Source organism: Effusibacillus sp. SKA8, assembly GCF_058273125.1.
This window is the reverse complement of sequence record NZ_JBZCSF010000003.1, coordinates 131,462-150,832: the sequence shown is the minus strand read 5'-3', so window position 1 is coordinate 150,832 and position 19,371 is coordinate 131,462. Positions and strand designations below refer to the sequence as shown.

The following is a 19,371-nucleotide window of genomic DNA, read 5'->3' as shown; positions in this document are numbered from 1 at the left end:
CCGAACGCCGATGTTGAGGGGAACGGGGAAGGGGCTGATTCGATCCGTGGCTCAATTTCGCTACCAAGCTTTCAATCGTAACGGAAAGAGCTTGCGCGGGCATATCGAAGCCGCCGACCAGATTGCCGCCACTGCCGAGTTGCGCAAACAGGGGCTTTTTCCGACTCAACTCGTGCCCGTAACGAACACAAGCCTTTTGAAACGGGAGATCCGTCTCGGCTTTCTTTCCGGAAGGCGTGTGAAACAGCAGGATTTTGCGCTTTTTTGCCGCCAGTTCGCGACTTTGGTCCGGGCGGGCGTTTCCGTAACGCGTTCCTTGGAAATATTGGTCGCCCAAACGGAAAACCGGACTCTGAAAAAAGCGCTGGAAGAGGTGCATCAAGAGGTCCGGCAGGGCATGTCCCTGCAGGAAGCGTTTGCGAATCATCCGAAGGTTTTTTCCGAAATATTTGTCAATATGGTGGGAGCGGGCGAATTTTCCGGGCAGTTGGAAACGATGCTGGAGCGGATGGCCACTTTTTTCGAACGGCAACGCGCCACTTCCCAAAAACTTGTGTCCGCGTTAATCTATCCGATCACGGTTTTCTTCATCGCGATAGGGGTCAGCGTGTTTCTGCTTGTATCGGTGGTTCCGACATTTACCGAAACCTTCGCGAAACAAGGGGTGGAACTGCCGCTGCCAACGCGAGTGGTGCTTGGCGTCAGCAATTTTTTGATTCATGACTGGTATTGGGTGTTGGGGACAGGGCTGGGCGTTATCATCGTTTTGGCCGCAGCGTTGCGGAATGATCGGGGGCGTCTCCTTTGGGACACGCTCCGGCTGCGGATTCCCATATTCGGCAAACTGTATCAGAAGGGGGTTATCGCCGGATTCGCCCGCACGTTTTCGACGTTGGAAGCGAGCGCGGTTCCGATTCTGCAGGAGCTTGAATTGACGAAAAAAGTCATCGGCAACCGGTTGTTTGACAAAGCGATGGAAGAAGCGCAGCAAAGCCTGCGGAAAGGGGAACGGCTGTCCGACGTTTTGGAAAAGTATCCGCTCTTGTTCCCTGCGATCGTGACGCAAATGGTCGCCATTGGGGAAGAGACCGGGGAACTGGGACACTTGTTGGAAAATCTGGCCGGTTTTTACGAGACGGACGTGATGGAGATGTCGTCGCGGCTCAGTTCGTTGGTGGAACCGCTGATGATTCTGTTTCTGGCGGTGATGGTCGGGGGAATTATTTTATCCGTGTATCTGCCCATGTTCTCAATGATGAACTTTGTCCAATAGCTGCCCACGGTGCGAACCCAGGGGGGCAGTACATATATCATGTTTTGGAAAAGGGGATGAGGAACATGGAAGAGATGAACGCGCAACAGATTGAGGAGGGCATGGGGAAAGAGGCTGCTGAACAAAAGCGGCGGAAGCGGCAGAAGGGGTTTACATTGGTTGAGATGTTGGCGGTTGTGGTAATTTTAGTCATTGTTGCCGGTGTTGGGTTTGTTGCTGTTGATAGGCAAATCAATAGTTCAAGAGGGAATGCGGACGTAGTAACATTAAAACAGATTGCGGATGCCGTATCAAGACTTTTAATGGATCACCCAGATGCAACCACTGTCACAATGACCGGTACCGATGATGCTGCTAATCATTCATATGTATTGGTTCCAAACTACCTAGCGAATGCAGTAAATGATCCTTGGGGGGGAACCTATACCATTACAGTCAATACAACTTCCTTCACCGTTAGGGGATCACACAATTATAATGGGAATTTGCCTGGAAATAATCTTGGGATGCAATTAAATAATAATGGTCAGTTAACGTTGACGGTAAATCGATAATGACGCTCCCCTTTTTGGGGGGATTTTTCTATTAGGAAGTGCATCCGAGTAAGTGTCAGATAACGTTTTTTATTGTTATATTTCGTTTTTGGGATTGATAATCGGTTCTTTCCTTAACGTTGTCGCTTATCGAATTCCAAAGGGGGAGTCGATTGTTTATCCCCCTTCTCACTGTCCAAACTGCAATGCCCGTTTGAAACCGTTCGATCTTGTTCCAGTCTTCAGTTGGTTGTTCCTGCGGGGAAAATGTCGTCACTGCAAAGCGCCCATCCACTGGCAGTATCCGGTGGTCGAAGCGATCACCGGCCTCCTTTGGGGGGCGGTGGCGTGGCGGTACGGATGGTCGTGGGAAACTTTAATGGGGCTTGTTTTTGTCAGTTTTTTGATTCCGCTTTCGGTGATTGATTTGCGGGAGTTTCTTCTGCCGGACGTGCTTACCTATCCGCTTGCCGGAATCGCGCTGCTTGGACGCCTTTTGATTGGTCCGGAACCGTTTTGGTGGTATTTGGCAGGCGGTGCGGCGGGAGCGGGTGTTTTGTTGCTGCTTTGGTGGCTCAGTCCTTATCTGTTTGGCAAGGAAGGAATGGGGCTTGGCGACGTAAAGCTGATGGCGGGAATCGGTGTGGTGGTTGGCCTTACTGGAACTGTCCTGACCCTTTTTCTGGCGTCTTGCAGCGGTTTGTTGGCGGGATTTCTGTGGCGGCGAACCCACCGGTTTTCCGGCGGGCAAATCCCTTTCGGCCCGTTTCTGAGTTTTGGGGCTGTTGTTTCTTATCTGTTCGGGGAGTCATTCGTTGCATGGTATGTGAACCTTTTGGCATAAAGAAGGTGACTGCCATTTTCCGGGGAAAACGGCAAAGGATCAGCGAAAAGCAGGCCGGATTTACGTTGCTTGAAGTTTTGACGGCGGTCGTGTTGCTCGGGATCATACTTATCCCACTTTTGACGTTTAAAAGCACGGTGTCGCAGACGGACGTTTCGAGTGGACAGCGCAGCCAGGCAATCGGATTGGCCACAGCCATGTTGGAGTTAATGAAAAAATCCCCCTCCGGACTGAATTCTTCCTTCCGGCTTACCAGTACGGTTCGTGTCTCCGGAAGCGTTGTCCCGGAGAACAGCATCGATCAGACGGTTGCTGTACCTGCAGCGGGAAATTCAACGGGCTGGCAGGCTTTGCGCTACGTTTCGGGCACCGATACGGGCATGGCCTATAACATATCCGTAAACGATGTCGACGCGAATTTCGTCAATGTCACGGTACAAGTGCGATACCGGGTTGGCGGAACTGATCGACAGGAATCGCTCTGGACGATTTACAAAAAGTAGGTGGATTTCTTGTGGCCGACAATGAAAAAGGCCTGACCTTCGTGGAAGTGTTGGCCGCCTTGGCTGTTGCGTCAATGGTGCTGGGCATCCTGCTGACTCTTCAGTTATCCTTGGCGAAACAGGAGAGATATACGACGAGCTTTAATGCGGCGAAACGAACCGTGCTGCTCGCAAGTGACACATTGGCTGCCAGGATCAAGGACGCTTCGGCGATCCAGGCCGACTGGACGTCAACCTCCGTTACCTATTCGTTGGACACGGGAGATATGTTTGCTTTTACGCAAAATGCGTCTGATCCTTCCCTCTGGGATGTCGTCCATCAGGATGCAAGCGGCCATCGTGTGCCACTGGGAACCCTTGGATTTACGTGGGAAGACCGTCCGTCTTCCGCACCGGCGAACAACTTGGATCATTTGGTGCTCACCTTCTGGCAGACATATACAGACAGTACGGGGGCGGCGAAACGATACGTTTTGACATCCGGATACCACGTTTCGGTTGTCAAGTGAAATGCCGACCAAGTGGGTGATAGGGATGCATGAGGGGAAAAAAAAGAACGAGCGGGGTTATGTGCTGCCAATCGCGTTATTGCTAGCCGCTTTGCTGGTAATGCTGACCCCCGCTTTGCTGTTGGCCAGCAATACGGGTTTTCTAATCTCGAAAAAAAACAGCCAAACCAATCAGGCCCGCTTTTTGGCGGATGCGGCTTATCAATCCGCTTTGCGGATCATCTACCAGTCCGCCAGCGGCGGGCAACAGTCACCGCCGTTTGCGCTAAATGCGTCGAATGAATCGGGTATTTTGCAGAGTATAACAAGCATCAACCAAACGTCTGCTGCAACCACCGACAACGGTTCGTACAGCGTGTCCTATTTGCCGGGTTACAGCAACCCGCAGATCAACAATGGCCAAAAATTTTATTATCTGCAGGCGAGAGGCCAAGTCGGCTCCATTGTTTCCACCATAAATTTCAAGCTGGCCTTTTCGCAAAACGTTGCTCAAATCGTTGTTCCACCGGGCGGTTTTAGCCCTCCGGGCAATATCAGCAATTTGGTCGTGTATGATTCAAATGCCCGCCAGTTGGCGCAAAGTCAATATTCTGCCGCTTTAAACACAACATCCTATTCGCCAAATGTAACTTGTACATCCTGCACTTTGCAGAAAATCGACCAACTGATTGACGCGAACACCAATTATGACCCGTTGGTCATCAGGGTGACGGGCAGTCTGGCCCTGAGCAACAACGAATCTCATGCGTTCAGGCGTTCGAACTCCAAACAACTGGTCATCGTTGCCGATCAAATCAATCTCGCGAACAATGCGTCCTTAACGGTGCAGGGGACACTCGTCAGCAACGGGGCAATCTCGACCGCCAACAACGCCAATCTAAACGTCGCGGGCGACCTGGTGGGGAACGGGGCGATCTCCTTTGGCAACAACGCCATAGTAACCGTTGCAGGCGATTTTATCGCAAAGGGCAGTTCTGATCTCGATGTCAGCAACAATGTTACATGTAACGTATCCGGCCGATTGGCGGTGAACGGCGGGATCAACCTTGCCAACAACAGCAAGCTTGCGGTCTATGGGTTGCTGACGGGTAAAGACGTTGAAATAAAGAATAACGGGGATCTGAAAGCCCTTGGCGGAACCGCAATTCTTGACACTATAGAACTAAGCAATAATGCCAAACTTACGTTTAACGGCCAACTGACCGCCGGACAAAGTATTACTTTAAAAAATAATGCGTCATTGATCCCCGGCTCCGGGTCAGGCGGGTCGAGCCTGATCTTTACCGGCGTCCAAAAACTGTAGAACATGGGATGGAATCCTGCAAGAGATGGCTGTTGGCCTTTGTTGTAGGGATGTATTGAGGGAGGCGCTCCATGCGGTTTTCACTTAATCGTCATTCAGGCGTAGGCATCGGTTTGGAAGAGGACCGGATCGAGGTGGTTCGGGTTCGGGGCGGTCAAGGGGCTGCCGATGTGGCGGCGCATGCGGTGATTCCGTTTCCGAAGGCCGTTTACGAAAATGGGCGGGTGCTTGACGCGGAACGGTTTGCCGCCGAACTGAGCCATACCTTTCACATGCAGGGCCTCCCGAAAAGAGGGATCACCCTGAGTCTCCCGTCTTCCGTCGTCGTGTTGCGTATGCTTTCGATGCCGAAGGTCAACCGGAAACAGATGCGCGGACTGCTGGAATTTCAAATTCAGGAGGAAATCCGGTTGCCGATTGCAAATCCCGTTTTCGATTTTGATTATTATCCCGCCGCTTTTCAGTTCGACGAGCCGGCCCAAGAAGGGGAGACGGCGGAAAACGGCGCCATGATCCTGCTGGCCGCAGCGCCGGGAGAGATTGTGAACGGCTTGGTGGACGGGTTTCGGGAAGCGGGTCTGCGGCTTGCCGCGATTGAAGCCAAAGGATTCAGCATTCGGCGCGGGATGAAAGCGCTGGGCAGGTTGCCGGAAACGGGCGCCATCGTCGCAGAGTTTGGCGCCGAACACGTGGATGTCCACTTTTACCAGAAGGGCGTTTTGTTGATGACCCGTTCGCTCGACATGCGGGTGGACGACTATGCGGGCCAGTTCGACAAGCCCCTGTTGCGGGAGGTTGCCGCCGCGGGGGAAGCGGAGGGGCAAAGGAACACGTTGCCCGGTCAATGCAAGTGGAACCTGTTGGACGGGGAAGAGAATGAAGCGAACTTGGACTCCTTTGCCCGGGATCTGGCGTATCAACTCCAACGCTTCCTCTCGTTCGTCCAATATTTTTTGAAACGGCGAGACATCCTGCTGGATGCCATGTTTTTGACCGGTCATGTGCCAAACGCAAAACGGCTGTCGGATCACCTTGGCACCCAATTGGATCTGACGGTGGAGTTGTTAAATGTGCCGGTCGTTCGCCAACCGGGGAGTCCGCCTTTGCAAAACGTGAGTCTGTCCGCAACAGGCGCCGCGCTCAGGGGGGTGGTTTCCGATGCAGATTAACCTGTTGCCGCATCCCTCCTCTTCCGTCCCGTACCGGACAATCCTGCTGTCTGTTGTGGCGGGCGGGTTGTTGCTCGGAAATCTGTGGGCGGCTTTGAACTGGGTGAATTTCACAAGCGTGCAGAAACAGGCGCAACAAATCCTGGAGAATGAAAACAAGAAACTGCCGAAACTGCAGGAAAAAGCGAATCAGATCCAAAAAAATCAAGAACTGGAACGCCAGTCCCAAGCCTTGGAAACCTGGGCGGCCAAACGTCCCGGACTTCAGGACGAACTGCATTTGCTTTCGTCGCTGCTGCCGCCGAAAAGTTACCTGACAGCGGTTCAGTACAAGAGCGGCGGCGTCTATGAGCTGCAGGCGGAACTTCCGGATCTGGAGTCGGTCGCCACGTATTTGCACGATCTGCAGAAAAATCCCGGGATTGCCGCGGTCATGGTGAAGTCCGTGTCACTTCAGAAAGCGGCGCCGCAACAACCTACATCCCAATCCCCGTCGCAGCCGGCAGACGGATCGAAAACGGGAAACGCCGGGAACATAACCGGACAATTGCTTTCGCTTCTTCCCTGGCACGCGGAAGTTGCCTACGCGTCAGGACCCGGGGGGCCTATACCGGGACAAGATCCGGTTCGGGGGGCGCAGACGAACTCTGGCGCACAGACAGATTCTGGCGAACAGGCAAACCCCGGTGACCGGACAAGCAACCGTTACAAATTGGAACTTCAGGTGACGATTTCGCATTAGACGCGCAACGGACGGAAAGGAATTGCCAGCATGCTGTCATCATGGACTTTTCCCCAAAGGCTCATATTGCTGACGTCAGGTGTTTTGCTGCTTTCGGGCGGGACGTTCTGGTACTTTTCCCACCAGCGGGAGAAGGCGGCCGTTGAAATGCAAACGCAGGCGAATGCGGTCATGCAGCGGGTCAACAGCTTGCAGCAAAAGGCGACCCAACAGGTCCCTTCCCCCGACCTGACAAAACTGGGCCGTGCCATTCCCAACGAATGGGAGATGGCGTGGTTTTTTGCCGATTTGACGATCACCGCCAGAGAAAACGGCGTCACGCTGACAAATGTTTCGCCGCAGGCAAAGACCGGTCAAGCGGCACCGAATTCCCCCGCCGGACAGCCGAACGGCAATCAGCCGGCCAGGCAAGATGACAAGGCGAAAGCCGATTTTTCCAGTCCGCCGCCGGAGTTGTCCGGTGTGGCTTCGCTTGAAATCGCGCTTGCGGCGGAAGGCAGCCCGGTGAATCTGTTGTCGTTCGTCGACCGGTTGCAGCAGTTGCCCCGTTTCGTTTGGATCAACGAATATAAACTCGATTTCAACGCAAAAGGCGGCTTGCCTCTGGCGGGAACGGAGTCCCTGTCCAAACTGGATCTGAAACTGACGATCTACTCCCGGGCGCCGTGGGATGCGAAGGCGGCGGCAGCGGTCGAATGGCCTTTTCCCATCGGTCCGGCAGGGAAGGAAGATGCTTTTGGAAGCTCCCCATAGGCAAAACGTTGCATGATCTGATTTTGGCGAGAGAGGAAGGTGACGAAGCATGGCCCGGAAACGGCTAGGCGACCTGCTGCTCGAGTTCGGCCTTGTCACGAAAGAGCAGCTTGAGCAGGCTTTGGCCGAACAAAAAGTGACCGGTCAACCCCTTGGCGAGATCCTGACCCACAGGGGTGATATTTCGGAAGAACAACTGATTGAAGTGATGGAATTCCAGCTTGGCGTCCCCCATATGGACATTGACCGGTTTGACATTGAGCGCTCCGTCATTGAACTGGTGCCCGAGGAATTGGCGCGCCGGTATAAGGTGTTCCCTGTCCAAAGGCGCGGGAACCGGCTGACGCTGGCGATGGTGGACCCGTTCGATTACTTTGCGATCGACGATATCCACATGACCACCGGTTTGCAGATTGACCCGGTGATCGCGACGCGCGACAGCATTCAACGGGCGTTCGAACAATATTACGGGTTGAAAAGGTCGATTTCCGAAGCGCTGATGGACGTCCAGCCCGAGGAGATCGACGAGGAGGATGTCCGTGCGGAAGACGCGCCGATTGTCCGGTTGGTCAACCAATTGATCGAGCAAGCGGTCGACAAACGGGCGAGCGACATCCATTTTGACTCGCAGCGCACCGGGGTGGCGGTGCGCTTTCGGATCGACGGCATGTTGATGACCCAGATGCGGCTGCCGAAACACTTGCAGCCGGCTATCACGGCGCGGATCAAAATCATGTCGAATCTCAACATCGCCGAACGGCGGTTGCCACAGGACGGCCGTATCCAGCTGCAGGTCCGCGGACGGCCGGTTGACGTGCGGGTGGCCACGTTGCCGACCATTTTTGGCGAGAAAGTGGTACTGCGCTTGCTTGACATGAAAAACGCCATCACCAAAATCGAAAAACTCGGTTTCTCGGAAACCAATGAACAAGCGTTTCTCAAAATGATCGGTTTCGCCCACGGGATCGTCCTTGTCACGGGGCCGACCGGGAGCGGCAAGACTTCGACTCTCTACGCGGCGCTGCACCATTTGAATACGGAACAGCAGAACCTGATTACCGTTGAGGACCCGGTCGAATATCAGCTTGACGGCGTTAATCAGGTGCAGGTCAACCCCGCAACGGGGCTGACCTTTGCCGTGGGGCTGCGTTCGATCTTGCGCGAGGACCCGAACATCATCATGGTGGGGGAAATCCGGGACAGGGAAACCGCGGAGATCGCTTTTCGGGCGGCTTTGACCGGGCATCTGGTTCTCTCGACACTGCATACCAACGATGCGCCGAGTGTTGTGGCGCGCCTGTTGGATATGGGGCTGGAACCGTATTTGATCGCCTCCGCCATGCGGGGGGTTGTCGCCCAGCGGCTGGTCCGCCGGATTTGTTCGGAATGCCGGATTGCTTACACCCCACTCCCCGACGAGGCGGCAGTGCTCAAAAAATACAACGTTTCGGCGGAAAAGCTTTGGCGCGGACAGGGGTGCAGCGCTTGTCACCGGACCGGTTACCGCGGCCGGCTGGCGATTCACGAGGTACTGCCTTTTGCGGAAGAGGTGCGCAGCCTGGTGAACCGGCAGCAGCAAGCGGGCGCTTATCGGGAATGGGCGAGACGGCACGGCTACAAATCCATGCTGGAAGACGGATTGGAAAAAGCGGTGCAAGGCCTTACCACGATCGAAGAGGTCTTTCAGGTTATAGTCCGTGAAGGGGAGTAAGAAAGAGTCAATAAGCTGAAAGTGGAGGGATTCTGATGACAATGATGGAAGTGTTGCTGCGTGAAACGGTGGAACGAGGAGCCTCCGATTTGCATCTTACCGTCGGTGTTCCGCCTTATCTGCGCATCGACGGACGGCTCGTCCCGCTGTCGTACCCTCCGTTGACAGTCGAAGATTGCCGCGATTTGGCGGTGGAGATTTTGAGTGAGGAAGGATGGCAGGCTTTTCAGCAAGCGGGGGAATTCGACGCCGCTTACGCGGTGCCGGGACTCGCGCGCTTCCGGGTGAATGTTTTTCGGCAGCGGGGCACGATTTCACTGGCCTTGCGAACGATCGCATTCGGCATCCCATCCATTGAGAGTCTCGGACTTCCTCCGATTACGGAGGATATCATCAAAATGCCGCACGGCTTGATGCTTGTCACCGGTCCTACCGGAAGCGGCAAATCGACCACCCTCGCCGCCATGATCGGCCGGATTAACGAGACCATGCAGCGGCACATCATTACTTTGGAAGATCCGATCGAATATCTGCATCCTCATCAAAAGAGCATTGTGGTTCAACGCGAAATCGGCATGGATACGGCAAACTTCTCAACCGGTCTGCGCGCCGCGCTGCGCGAAGATCCGGACGTGATCCTGGTAGGCGAGATGCGGGATCTGGAAACCATCACGACGGCTATTACCGCTGCCGAAACGGGACATCTGGTCTTTGCCACTCTGCATACTCCCGATGCGGCGCAAACGATCGACCGTATTATCGACGCTCTGCCGCCGAATCAGCAAACCCAGATCCGGTTTCAACTTGCGAGCGTTCTAATCGCCATCTACGCGCAGCGGTTGTTGCCTCGCAAAAACGGGAAAGGGCGGGTGGCAGCCATCGAAGTGCTGGTGAATACCCCTGCCATTGCCAATATGATACGCTCGGAAAAAGTCCATCAGATCAAAAACGCGATCCAAACCGGCATGCGGCATGGCATGCAGACGATGGAGCAGGCCGTTAACCGCCTGATTCAAGAAGGAAAAGTCGACCCGCGGGACGCCGAGTCGCTGCTGATGGAACTGCACCAGTCGGATGGCTTTTGAGCGCTTTTCTTCTTGTGAGCGACACGATGAGTTATGCATTTGATTCCATTCTTGATATATTTAAAATATAGAAAAGCTGTCAAACTGTAATGGGGGAGAGAGGAATGGCAACGAAACTGCCCGATTTGGGCCAGTATCTTTCGGTTTATGTCCCGGAAGGAACCTACCAGGGGACATATGATTCGCGGCTGCAAGAAATAAAAGAAAATGTCCTTTGCCTCGATCCTCTGTTGAACGCCCGCACCAAAACGATCAAAACTCCCCCTGTGGGAACCCGCATGATTGTGACATACACCGATTTGGACGACGGTGTTCCGAATGCGTTTGAAACCAGGGTGGAAGCGCTCAGACCGAACCAAATCGTGGTTCAATCGCCGCAAACGATACGCCGGCAACAGCGTCGTGAGTATGTGCGGGTGCCGGTAACTTTTCCGGTTCAAATCATGGCGGTCGATATGGAAACGCAAACGGTCAGAACCATCCGCGGCATGACGGAAAATCTGTCGGGGGGCGGCATGCTGGTGCTGACCGATCGGCGGGATTCGGTCAAAGCGGGCGATTTTATAGGGCTCAACTTTGAATTGAATCTGGAAAACCAATCCTGGCCGATCACGACAAAGGGGCAGGTCATTCAGGCGGCCCCTTCCTACCGGTACGAGGACAAAACTGCCTGCCGCATAAAATTTGTCGATCTGAGGGAACAGGACCGCCAACACATTATCAAGTTCGTGTTCCGGCGCCAGATTGAACTGCGGGATCTGAAACCGTGAAGAGGTTTTAACCGTCTTATTTTTTCGGCAGCTTGGCAAACGCGCGTTCGGCTGCCGCCACCGTATAATCGATGTCCGCAGGCGTATGTGCGGTCGAGATAAACCAGGCTTCATACTTGGAAGGCGCGAGGCAGATCCCTTCCTCCAGCATCAGCCGGAAAAAGCGGCCGAATTGCTCGCCGTCGGTCGCCTGTGCGTCCGCATAGTCGCGCACCGGTTCGGTCCGTCCGAAGTAGACGGTCAACGCGCCTTTGATCCGGTTGATGACAACCGGGTGGCCGTGCTGCCGCGCCGCTCTCCGCAGGCCGTCTTCCAGGCGCCTCCCCAGTTCGTCCAGCTGTTCATAGGTACCCGGTTCCTGCAAGGCTTCGAGACAAGCGATACCGGCTGAGATCGACGCCGGATTTCCGGCCATTGTACCCGCCTGGTAAGCGGGGCCGAGCGGGGCCACTTTTTCCATAATGTCCCGGCGTCCGCCGTAGGCGCCGATCGGGAGTCCGCCGCCGATGATCTTGCCGAGCGCCGTCATGTCCGGATACACCTTGAGCAGATCCTGCGCTCCTCCGTAATGGAACCGGAAAGCGGTGATCACTTCGTCATAGATGACGAGCGCTCCGTGTTTGTGAGCCAGTTCATTGATCCCTTCCAAAAAGCCGGGTTCCGGAGGGACCATGCCGAAATTGCCGACGATCGGTTCGACGAGCACGGCGGCCACTTCCGGTCCCCAATGATGCAGCGCTTCCTCCAGTCCCGCCAGATCGTTGAAAGGAACCGTAATCACTTCGTTGGCAATCGATTGCGGAATGCCGGCGGAGTCCGGGATGCCCAGCGTGGACGGCCCCGACCCGGCGGCGACGAGCACCAGATCGGAATGGCCGTGGTAGCAGCCGGCAAATTTGACGATTTTTGTCCGGTTCGTATACGCCCGCGCGACGCGGATGGTGGTCATGACCGCCTCGGTGCCGGAATTGACGAAGCGGATTTTCTCCAGGGACGGAATTGCCGCCTGCAGCATTTTGGCAAAATCGATCTCCAGCCGGGTGGGAGTTCCGTACAGCACCCCGTTTTCGGCGGCCCGGGCGATTGCTTTTGCGACATGGGGATGGCCATGTCCGTGGATCAACGGCCCGTACGCAGCCAGATAATCGATGTACCGGTTGCCGTCTGCATCCCACAGGTAAGCCCCTTTTCCCCGTTCCATGAAAACGGGCGCTCCCCCGCCAACCGCTTTAAATGCGCGGGACGGCGAATTCACCCCGCCGACGATGTATTTCAGCGCTTCCTGATAATACCGTTCCGAATTTGTGCGATCCATACCTGATTCCTCCATACAAACAATCGTACCAATGATTTCACGCGGCGTCCAGCCGGCGGACATTTAGCTTTAAGCCGCTGCGAATTCTGTGGCGTGCCAGGGGAAACGCCGGCAGAATGCAAATAACGGAAACATTTATATTGACTGAATAGTAATACGAATGTATAAAATAAAATTAGGAGGGGAGAGGGCAGTGAAAGTCAGCGGGAAGATAGTCAGAAAAAGAGCCTATTTCGACAGCGAAGACGTTAACATCAACTGTATCACGTTTCTTGAAATCGATGACGGAATTATGGTGAACGGGGATAAGATCAAGATCATTCCCATCTTGAGCGAGGATTCGCTGATCCCTCAGACGATCGGGGAGAATGTTGAGGTCGAAGGTGAAATCGTTTTCAAGCAGATCGTCACTTCTTCCGGAAAACGAAATTCTTCGCCGATGCCCATTTTGCAGCCGAAGCGAATCGAGAAAGTCAGTTGAAAACGAGTTGTCGGATAATCCACTGGACTTCCAAAAAAGCCGGGTGGATTATTTTTTATTGCCCGAGTTCGTGGAAAGCGTAAGCCCCCGCCAGGAAGACCAGAATTCCCAGGAACACAAACAGCGAATGTTTTCTATTTTCCGTCGCGTTGACGACCGGCAGCAGGTCGGTTGCGCCGACGTAGAGAAACACTCCGGCCGAAAAAGCGAGGGCGATTCCGATTAGTGTTTGCAGGTGAACGAATTCGCCAAGCCAGACGACGGACAGCGCCCCAAGCAGCGTGGACACCCCAAGATAGACAGCGGACAGCAACGCCTTTTTTCGCGAGCCGTTGCTTGCGAGCGTAACGGACGCAATCGTCAGACCGTCGGGAATTTTGTGCAGCAGGACAGCGAAAAAGACAAGAGCGCCCAGCGCAAGGTCCACTTCAAAGCCGGAAGCGATCGCGACACCGTCAAAGAAGGTATGGGTCAGCATGCCGATCAGGATGCCGACGCGGGAACCGCGCTCATGCCCGGGGTGAACTTCTTCGCCGAAGTGAAAATGGGTGGACACGACATGCTGAAACAGGTATACGGCGAGAAAGCCCGCCAACGCATAATAGGCGTTGGTTCCCGCAAGCGCGAAACTTTCCGGAAGAAGCTCGAGCAGCGCGATCGCGATCAGAAACCCGGCTCCCATTGCCATAAAAGCGTTCAGCGCGTTGCGGGACCAGTTTTGCTTCAGCGTCACGACAACCCCGCCCAGCACGTTCGCCAGAGCGGTTACCATTACCAGAAGAATCATCAAAGCGCTGCCTGACATAAACAAGACTCCTTCCGTTTTGCATTCCCCTACCATTATACAGAAGGAAGGGATGTAAGTCGAAAGGGGGCAAATGGCTCGAACGGGTGATACTCAGCCCCTTTGCATTCCTTGTATAATGTTTCTGGATTCCCAAATTTCCGGGTTAAAGACCATGCGTTGGGGGAGTGGAGATGGAACAAAGGGCAAAACCGAACAAAAAAACAGGGAATTTTAAGCCCCGGCGAACGCCGAAGTGGCTTTCGACGCTGCTTTTTGCGGCGGCCATAGCGGTAATTGCCGGACAGGGCATTTATAAACAATCGGCACGGGCGGAAACGGGCAATTTTAAACTTGGCTTTCCGCAGGCGGCGGTCGCCGAAACCCCGTCGTCCGGGTCCGGGCATGATGGGCACCAAGGGCATGGCGACGACAAAATACAGCCTTTGCAATCAAAAGGGTGCGTCCTTGATTTGGCCGATCAGTCCTGGCCGAAAAGCTGGGTACAGCCTTGGACGGTGGCCTTGAGCTCCGGTCACAGAGACGGAGTCAAAAACAACGGATGCGCAACGTATCGCGTGCGATTTGAAATTTCCGGCTTTCCCGGGGAATTCTCAATCGATTCGGAAGGGGACCATGCGGAGAACACTTTTCTGGAGAAAACCGTGAACCCGGGCCAGTCGATTCCTTTAAGCCTGACGTTCAAAATCGGTGCAGACGCCCGCACAAGCGCCCTTGTTTTTCAAGGGGAATTGAAAGCGGTTGATCGGAATACGGGGGAAGTGCTGGGAAAAACCCCCATCGTGATCATCAATTCGAAATTGGATCCGACAGGGGAACTCCGGAAACGTTTTCTCCAAACGGCGGCTAAAGGAGGACATTGATAATGGCAAGCGCGGCAACAAGACAACTTCCGGTCAAGGTGAAAGCCCGTCGTCACCTTTGGGTCAGGGGAGTGGGATATGCAACCGGCATTCTCTTGTTTTATGCTCCCTTCGCTTTCTACAACAGGGCGATGGATTGGCTGCTGACAGGCAAGGTTGCACCGGGGCAGGCAATTCACAATTTTTGTCTGCACATTCCGCTGGTCGATTTGTTCAACGGAAAAGGATTGGCCATACTGACCGTAAGTGGGTTCAGCACCTTGCTTGTGATGGTGGCGGCCTTTTTCTTCGGCCCGTTTTTTTGCGGGTTCCTCTGTCCGGCGGGAGCTTTGCCGGAATACCTGAGCAGGCTGGTGCCCGACCGTTTTAAAGTGGATTGGACGCGCAACGTCAGTCCCACGGGAATCCGCTACGGCATGCTTGCCGGCTATGTTTTCTCGCCGCTTCTCGCCGGCTCGGTTGTCTGTTCTTTTTGCAATTACGGTATTTTCCAGAGGATGTTAAACGCTGCGGTGACGGGATCTTTTGTCGCGCTGGGTTCGACCGTCATCCTGACCTTCTTCTTCTGGTTCATCCTGTTCGGCCTGTTTGCAAAAGGCGGCCGCGGCTATTGCAACTTTGTTTGTCCGACGGGAGCGATGCAGAATCTCCTGCATTCCATCGGGGCCAGATTCAAATTTACTTATAAACTGCGGTACGACAAAAGCAAATGCATCGACTGCATGTCCTGCGTACGCACTTGCCCCATGCAATCCGTTATGGCCGCCGAGGGAGGAGGAGTGACCCTGAATCCCCACAATTGCCTGACCTGTCGGCAGTGTGTGGCAAGCTGTCCGACGAGTGCGCTCACATTTGGCAGAGGAGCGAAATACGTGCAGGAACCCGAGATTTTGCCAGGTTCGGTTCTGGGCGAAAGCTGCGGGAGGCTGGAGAATGTTAAGGCATAAAGCTGTGAAGTTCAGAGAATGGTGTGGCAAGAAGCAGATGCAGCTGTACTGGATGGCTGGCGGCAGCGCCTTGAGCACCGCCGCAGCGGCCACTCCCGTAATGCGCGGGACATGCAACGGTTCCTGTCTGGAGTGTGCCGGCTGCGGCTCCGCCCTGATTCTGGCTTTGGCGCTGCCAGTTGTGGGAAAACTGTTAAACCGGTCACAAAAGGACCGGAAAGGCGTTACAAGATTCCCAAATTTTGCAGAGACTGGTAGACAACGAACCCGCCCAGGCCGATGATCAAAACGGACGAGACGGAAGACAGGGTGTCGGCTACCTGCCTTTTTTCCAGATGTTTCACCGCACCGCTGGTTTGCACCACCAAGACGCCGAGCGTGCTCACGGCGATCGCGCTGCCGACGGAGAAAGCCGCGACAAGCCCCAAGCCGACGGGAAGCCGGTCGGCCGTTATCGCCGCAAGCAGAACCGCCAAAGCGCTCGGACAAGGGATCAGTCCCGTGAAAAAACCGATGGAGAACAATTTCGGCAAGGAAGCCGGCGCCCCGTGCTCGTGGTGCGAATGATGATGGCCGCACGTTTCGGAATGAGTGTGGCCGATGGTTCCTACCACCACGACCGGCGGATGGATTTTTTGGTAGAGGATTCGTGCGCCGAGGCAAGTGATGACGGCGCCGGAAACCAATTGAATCCAATGGGTCAGATGTTGCGGCACAAACATTCTAACGGCGTATGAAGCCGCAAAAGCCAACACCACAATGGAGAGCGTATGCGCGACGGCCGATGTGATCCCCAGCAGGATCGCATCTTTTGTTTTTGCGCGGGAAGAGATAAGATAGGCGGTTATCACTCCTTTTCCGTGCCCCGGTTCCAGTGAATGCAATGCTCCCAGCCCAATGGCGGCGGGAATTGTGTACAGCGGTTCCATCAGCTTTCCCCCTCGAAAGAACGTCTCCCTAAGTGACATGTATGCAGACAGGTTTTCCGGTAGAATGGTCTTGCTAAATCGAAATTGTTACGATTTGTGTTGACGGCTGTTTTACAAGCGACTATACTGATTGTGTGATAAATCGGATTCATTACGATTTGATTCGGGGGGAGGAGATCGAATGTATAAATTCGTGAAGAGCGTGTGCTTGTCATTGGCTTTAGGTTCGTTGGTCGCGCTGGCGACCGGCTGCTCGTCGCCGGCCCAAAAATCCGAACCCGCATCGCAAGATCCAAAAAAGCTGCAGGTTGTGGCAAGCTTCTACCCCTTGGCCGATTTTGCGAAAAATGTGGGCAAAGATGCCGTGGAAGTGCATAACCTGGTTCCGACGGGCGTCGATCCGCATGATTGGGAACCGAGTCCGAAAGACATGAAAACCATCGCGCAGGCCGACGTTTTTATCTACAATGGCGCGGGGTTTGAACCGTGGATCGAGAAAGTTCTGGGAAGCGTCGACCAATCCAAACTCGTTGTGGTCGATACGAGCCGGGGCGTCGAATTGCTGAAGGCGCAGGGCGCGGAGCATGAACATGAAGACGAACACGGGGCTGCGCCTCGGGCGGACGAACACAAGCACGGGGAATACGACCCGCATTTCTGGCTCGATCCGGTGAACGCGCAACAACAGGTGCGGTCGATCGCGGAGGGATTTGCCAAAGCGGACGCCAAAAACAAGGACAAGTACGAGGCGAACGCGAAAGCATACATCGGCAAACTGGAAGACTTGCACAAGGAGTTCGAAAGCGAACTTTCGAAAGTGAAGAAAAAAGAGGTCGTCACGACCCATGCGGCTTTCGGCTATCTGACGAAGCGCTACGGCCTGGCACAGATTCCGATCATGGGGCTTGCGCCCGACGCGGAACCGAGTCCCAAGGCCATGGCGGAGATTGTCAAACAAGCTCGCGAACACGATGTGAAATATATCTTTTTTGAGACATTGGTCAGCCCGAAAGTCGCCGAAACGGTAGCGAAAGAAATTCAGGCGCAGACGCTTGTGCTGAACCCGATCGAAGGATTGACGGAAGACGAGCTGAAAAAGGGCGAAGACTACATCTCAAAGATGCGGGAGAATCTGAAAAATCTTGTCACAGCATTGGGGAATTGAGATGGAAACCAAACCGGTTGTCGAATTGAGAGGAGTCTCTTTTCAATACGGGGAACGAGTGGCGGTACAAGGCCTGGACTTGACCGTTTACGAAGGAGATTTCCTGGGGATCATCGGGCCCAACGGCGGCGGCAAGTCAACCGCCCTGCAGCTGATGCTGGGGCTGCTGCGCCCGACGCAAGGGACCGTCTCACTGTTCGGGCGGCCCCTTTCCGAATTTAAGGAGTGGCACAAAATCGGCTATGTTTCGCAAAAAGCGGCCTCTTTTAACGCGAGATTCCCTGCTACGGTGACGGAAGTGGTGGAGACGGGCCTGCTCGGACAGAAAGGAAGCCGGTGGCGGCACCGGAAAGAAGCCCGCGAAAAAGTGTTGGCAGCGCTGGATCTGGTGGGAATGAAAGAGTTTACGGGGCGCAAGATCGGCGATTTGTCGGGCGGCCAGCAGCAGCGGGTATTTATCGCCCGGGCGCTGGTCGGCAACCCGCGGTTGCTGGTGCTGGACGAACCGGTTGAAGGGGTGGACGCGGATGCGCAAAACCAATTTTATGATCTGCTGGACACCTTGAACAAGGCGTACGGGATCACGTTGGTGATCGTCTCTCACGATATCGGGACCATCAGCACCAAGGTCGGAAAGCTCGCGTGCATCAACAAAACTTTGCGTTACCACGGACATGATGTGTCGCTGGTTCACCATCACCACGGATAAATCACAACGGATAAAAAGGAGGAAGTGCCGCTTGTTTGAGATGTTCCAGTATGATTTTATGATCCGTGCGGTGCTGGCGGGGATGATGATAGCGATCATGTGTCCGTTAATCGGTTCTTTTCTTGTCGTGCGGCGGCTGTCCCTGGTGGCGGACACGCTGGCGCATGTCTCGCTGGCGGGTGTGGCGGCCGGGATGCTGATGGGCGTGTACCCGATTTTGACGGCCATGCTGTTTGCGTTTACAGGAGCGCTGTTCATCGAGCAACTGCGCAAAGTGTACAAGACGTTCGGAGAAATCTCGATGGCGATCGTTTTGTCGGCCAGTTTGGCCGTGGCCGTTGTATTGATCGGGTTGGGCAAGGGCTTTAACCAGGGAGTGTTCAGCTACCTGTTCGGCAGCATTGTCGCGGTCAGAGAAGCGGATTTGTGGCTGATTGCCGCGGTTGCCGCTGGTGCGGTCTTGTTTGTGGTGATCTTTTACAAACGGCTGTTTGCCCTGTCGTTTGACGAAGAATTTGCCCGGCTGCGCGGCGTTAACGGCTATCTACTGAACATTTTTTTTATGATGGTGACGGCGCTGATCGTTTCCGTTTCGATCCGGGTGGTCGGGGTGCTGCTCGTCTCCTCGTTGATCGTCATCCCGGTGGCAGCCGCCATGCAGGTTGCCGGTAGTTTCCGCAATCTGATATTCATTGCGGTTGGCATTTCCTTGGCAGGCATTCTAAGCGGATTGACCGCTTCGTTTTATCTGGATCTCGCTCCCGGCGGAACGATCGTGCTCGTTTTGACCGTTTTCCTGCTGGGAACCGTTTCTTTCAAAAAGTTCCGGCATGTGTAACCCAATCCCCCCTCCCCGCGCCTTTGAACGGTGCGTTCCTGACGTTTGCGTTCAAAACAATGCAGCCCGTGAGCGGAAGCAGGCTCACGGGCCTTTGTGAAGGTGGGGCTTTTCTGTTGCACTC

21 protein-coding genes are annotated in these 19,371 nt (G+C 54.6%); 18 read left to right on the top strand and 3 right to left on the bottom strand.

From position 1 onward, the window contains the following. Positions 1 to 10 precede the first annotated feature (10 nt). From AC4ED1_RS04535 to AC4ED1_RS04480, 12 genes are all read left to right on the top strand, one after another. Complete coding sequence (locus tag AC4ED1_RS04535) at positions 11 to 1,273, top strand: type II secretion system F family protein (protein ID WP_490936230.1); 1,263 nt, start codon at positions 11 to 13, stop codon at positions 1,271 to 1,273. Positions 1,274 to 1,338: 65 nt separating this feature from the next. Further along, positions 1,339 to 1,827, top strand: coding sequence for a prepilin-type N-terminal cleavage/methylation domain-containing protein (locus AC4ED1_RS04530; RefSeq protein WP_490936229.1), 489 nt, complete (start codon positions 1,339 to 1,341; stop codon positions 1,825 to 1,827). A 52-nt stretch (positions 1,828 to 1,879) separates the two neighbouring features. Beyond that, complete coding sequence (locus AC4ED1_RS04525) at positions 1,880 to 2,650, top strand: prepilin peptidase (RefSeq protein WP_490936228.1); 771 nt, start codon at positions 1,880 to 1,882, stop codon at positions 2,648 to 2,650. Then, on the top strand, positions 2,626 to 3,153 hold the full coding sequence (locus AC4ED1_RS04520) for a type IV pilus modification PilV family protein (RefSeq protein WP_490936227.1): 528 nt from the start codon (positions 2,626 to 2,628) through the stop codon (positions 3,151 to 3,153). Before AC4ED1_RS04525 ends, AC4ED1_RS04520 begins: the two co-directional genes overlap by 25 nt. An 11-nt stretch (positions 3,154 to 3,164) precedes the next feature. Beyond that, positions 3,165 to 3,662 carry a prepilin-type N-terminal cleavage/methylation domain-containing protein gene (locus tag AC4ED1_RS04515; protein WP_490936226.1) on the top strand — a complete coding sequence of 166 codons (498 nt, stop codon included), beginning with the start codon at positions 3,165 to 3,167 and terminating at the stop codon, positions 3,660 to 3,662. 25 nt (positions 3,663 to 3,687) lie between these two features. Beyond that, entirely contained in the window at positions 3,688 to 4,965 is a 1,278-nt protein-coding gene (locus tag AC4ED1_RS04510) for a hypothetical protein (protein ID WP_490936225.1), read from the top strand. Positions 4,966 to 5,036: 71 nt separating this feature from the next. Then, complete coding sequence (gene pilM / locus AC4ED1_RS04505) at positions 5,037 to 6,134, top strand: pilus assembly protein PilM (protein ID WP_490936224.1); 1,098 nt, start codon at positions 5,037 to 5,039, stop codon at positions 6,132 to 6,134. Continuing rightward, complete coding sequence (locus tag AC4ED1_RS04500; RefSeq protein WP_490936223.1) at positions 6,124 to 6,876, top strand: hypothetical protein; 753 nt, start codon at positions 6,124 to 6,126, stop codon at positions 6,874 to 6,876. Before pilM ends, AC4ED1_RS04500 begins: the two co-directional genes overlap by 11 nt. Positions 6,877 to 6,906: 30 nt before the next feature. After that, a complete protein-coding gene (locus AC4ED1_RS04495) occupies positions 6,907 to 7,629 on the top strand; it encodes a hypothetical protein (protein WP_490936222.1) in 723 nt (240 codons plus the stop codon). A gap of 49 nt (positions 7,630 to 7,678) precedes the next feature. Continuing rightward, a complete protein-coding gene (locus AC4ED1_RS04490; RefSeq protein WP_490936221.1) occupies positions 7,679 to 9,340 on the top strand; it encodes a GspE/PulE family protein in 1,662 nt (553 codons plus the stop codon). Positions 9,341 to 9,375: 35 nt separating this feature from the next. After that, on the top strand, positions 9,376 to 10,425 hold the full coding sequence (locus AC4ED1_RS04485; RefSeq protein ID WP_490936220.1) for a type IV pilus twitching motility protein PilT: 1,050 nt from the start codon (positions 9,376 to 9,378) through the stop codon (positions 10,423 to 10,425). A 104-nt stretch (positions 10,426 to 10,529) separates the two neighbouring features. Further along, the gene (locus AC4ED1_RS04480; protein WP_490936219.1) at positions 10,530 to 11,195 is read left to right on the top strand and encodes a flagellar brake protein; all 666 of its coding nucleotides are present in this window, start codon (positions 10,530 to 10,532) and stop codon (positions 11,193 to 11,195) included. Between the two features lie 16 nt (positions 11,196 to 11,211). Here AC4ED1_RS04480 and AC4ED1_RS04475 read toward each other — a convergent pair whose 3' ends face one another. Beyond that, positions 11,212 to 12,510 (bottom strand): glutamate-1-semialdehyde 2,1-aminomutase, encoded by a 1,299-nt coding sequence (locus AC4ED1_RS04475; RefSeq protein WP_490936218.1) that lies wholly within the window; start codon positions 12,508 to 12,510, stop codon positions 11,212 to 11,214. Positions 12,511 to 12,703: 193 nt separating this feature from the next. Here AC4ED1_RS04475 and AC4ED1_RS04470 point away from each other — a divergent pair, with 193 nt between their 5' ends. Next, positions 12,704 to 12,991, top strand: a complete 288-nt coding sequence (locus AC4ED1_RS04470; RefSeq protein WP_490936217.1) for a hypothetical protein — start codon at positions 12,704 to 12,706, stop codon at positions 12,989 to 12,991. Positions 12,992 to 13,046: 55 nt separating this feature from the next. On the opposite strand, the gene AC4ED1_RS04465 is transcribed toward AC4ED1_RS04470, so the two are convergent. Continuing rightward, complete coding sequence (locus AC4ED1_RS04465) at positions 13,047 to 13,796, bottom strand: ZIP family metal transporter (RefSeq protein ID WP_490936216.1); 750 nt, start codon at positions 13,794 to 13,796, stop codon at positions 13,047 to 13,049. A gap of 173 nt (positions 13,797 to 13,969) precedes the next feature. Here AC4ED1_RS04465 and AC4ED1_RS04460 point away from each other — a divergent pair, with 173 nt between their 5' ends. Further along, a complete protein-coding gene (locus AC4ED1_RS04460; protein ID WP_490936215.1) occupies positions 13,970 to 14,659 on the top strand; it encodes a hypothetical protein in 690 nt (229 codons plus the stop codon). Positions 14,660 to 14,661: 2 nt separating this feature from the next. Continuing rightward, positions 14,662 to 15,606 carry a 4Fe-4S binding protein gene (locus AC4ED1_RS04455; RefSeq protein WP_490936214.1) on the top strand — a complete coding sequence of 315 codons (945 nt, stop codon included), beginning with the start codon at positions 14,662 to 14,664 and terminating at the stop codon, positions 15,604 to 15,606. A 224-nt stretch (positions 15,607 to 15,830) separates the two neighbouring features. On the opposite strand, the gene AC4ED1_RS04450 is transcribed toward AC4ED1_RS04455, so the two are convergent. Next, positions 15,831 to 16,535: a nickel/cobalt transporter gene (locus AC4ED1_RS04450; RefSeq protein WP_490936213.1), complete on the bottom strand. Its 705-nt coding sequence runs from the start codon at positions 16,533 to 16,535 to the stop codon at positions 15,831 to 15,833. 181 nt (positions 16,536 to 16,716) lie between these two features. Between AC4ED1_RS04450 and AC4ED1_RS04445 the strand changes: the two genes are divergently transcribed. From AC4ED1_RS04445 to AC4ED1_RS04435, 3 genes are read left to right on the top strand one after another with little or no spacing between them, the layout of a single operon-like run. Continuing rightward, complete coding sequence (locus AC4ED1_RS04445) at positions 16,717 to 17,700, top strand: metal ABC transporter substrate-binding protein (protein WP_490936212.1); 984 nt, start codon at positions 16,717 to 16,719, stop codon at positions 17,698 to 17,700. A 1-nt stretch (position 17,701) separates the two neighbouring features. Next, a complete protein-coding gene (locus AC4ED1_RS04440; protein WP_490936267.1) occupies positions 17,702 to 18,409 on the top strand; it encodes a metal ABC transporter ATP-binding protein in 708 nt (235 codons plus the stop codon). A 40-nt stretch (positions 18,410 to 18,449) separates the two neighbouring features. Further along, complete coding sequence (locus AC4ED1_RS04435; protein ID WP_490936266.1) at positions 18,450 to 19,247, top strand: metal ABC transporter permease; 798 nt, start codon at positions 18,450 to 18,452, stop codon at positions 19,245 to 19,247. Positions 19,248 to 19,371: the final 124 nt, after the last annotated feature.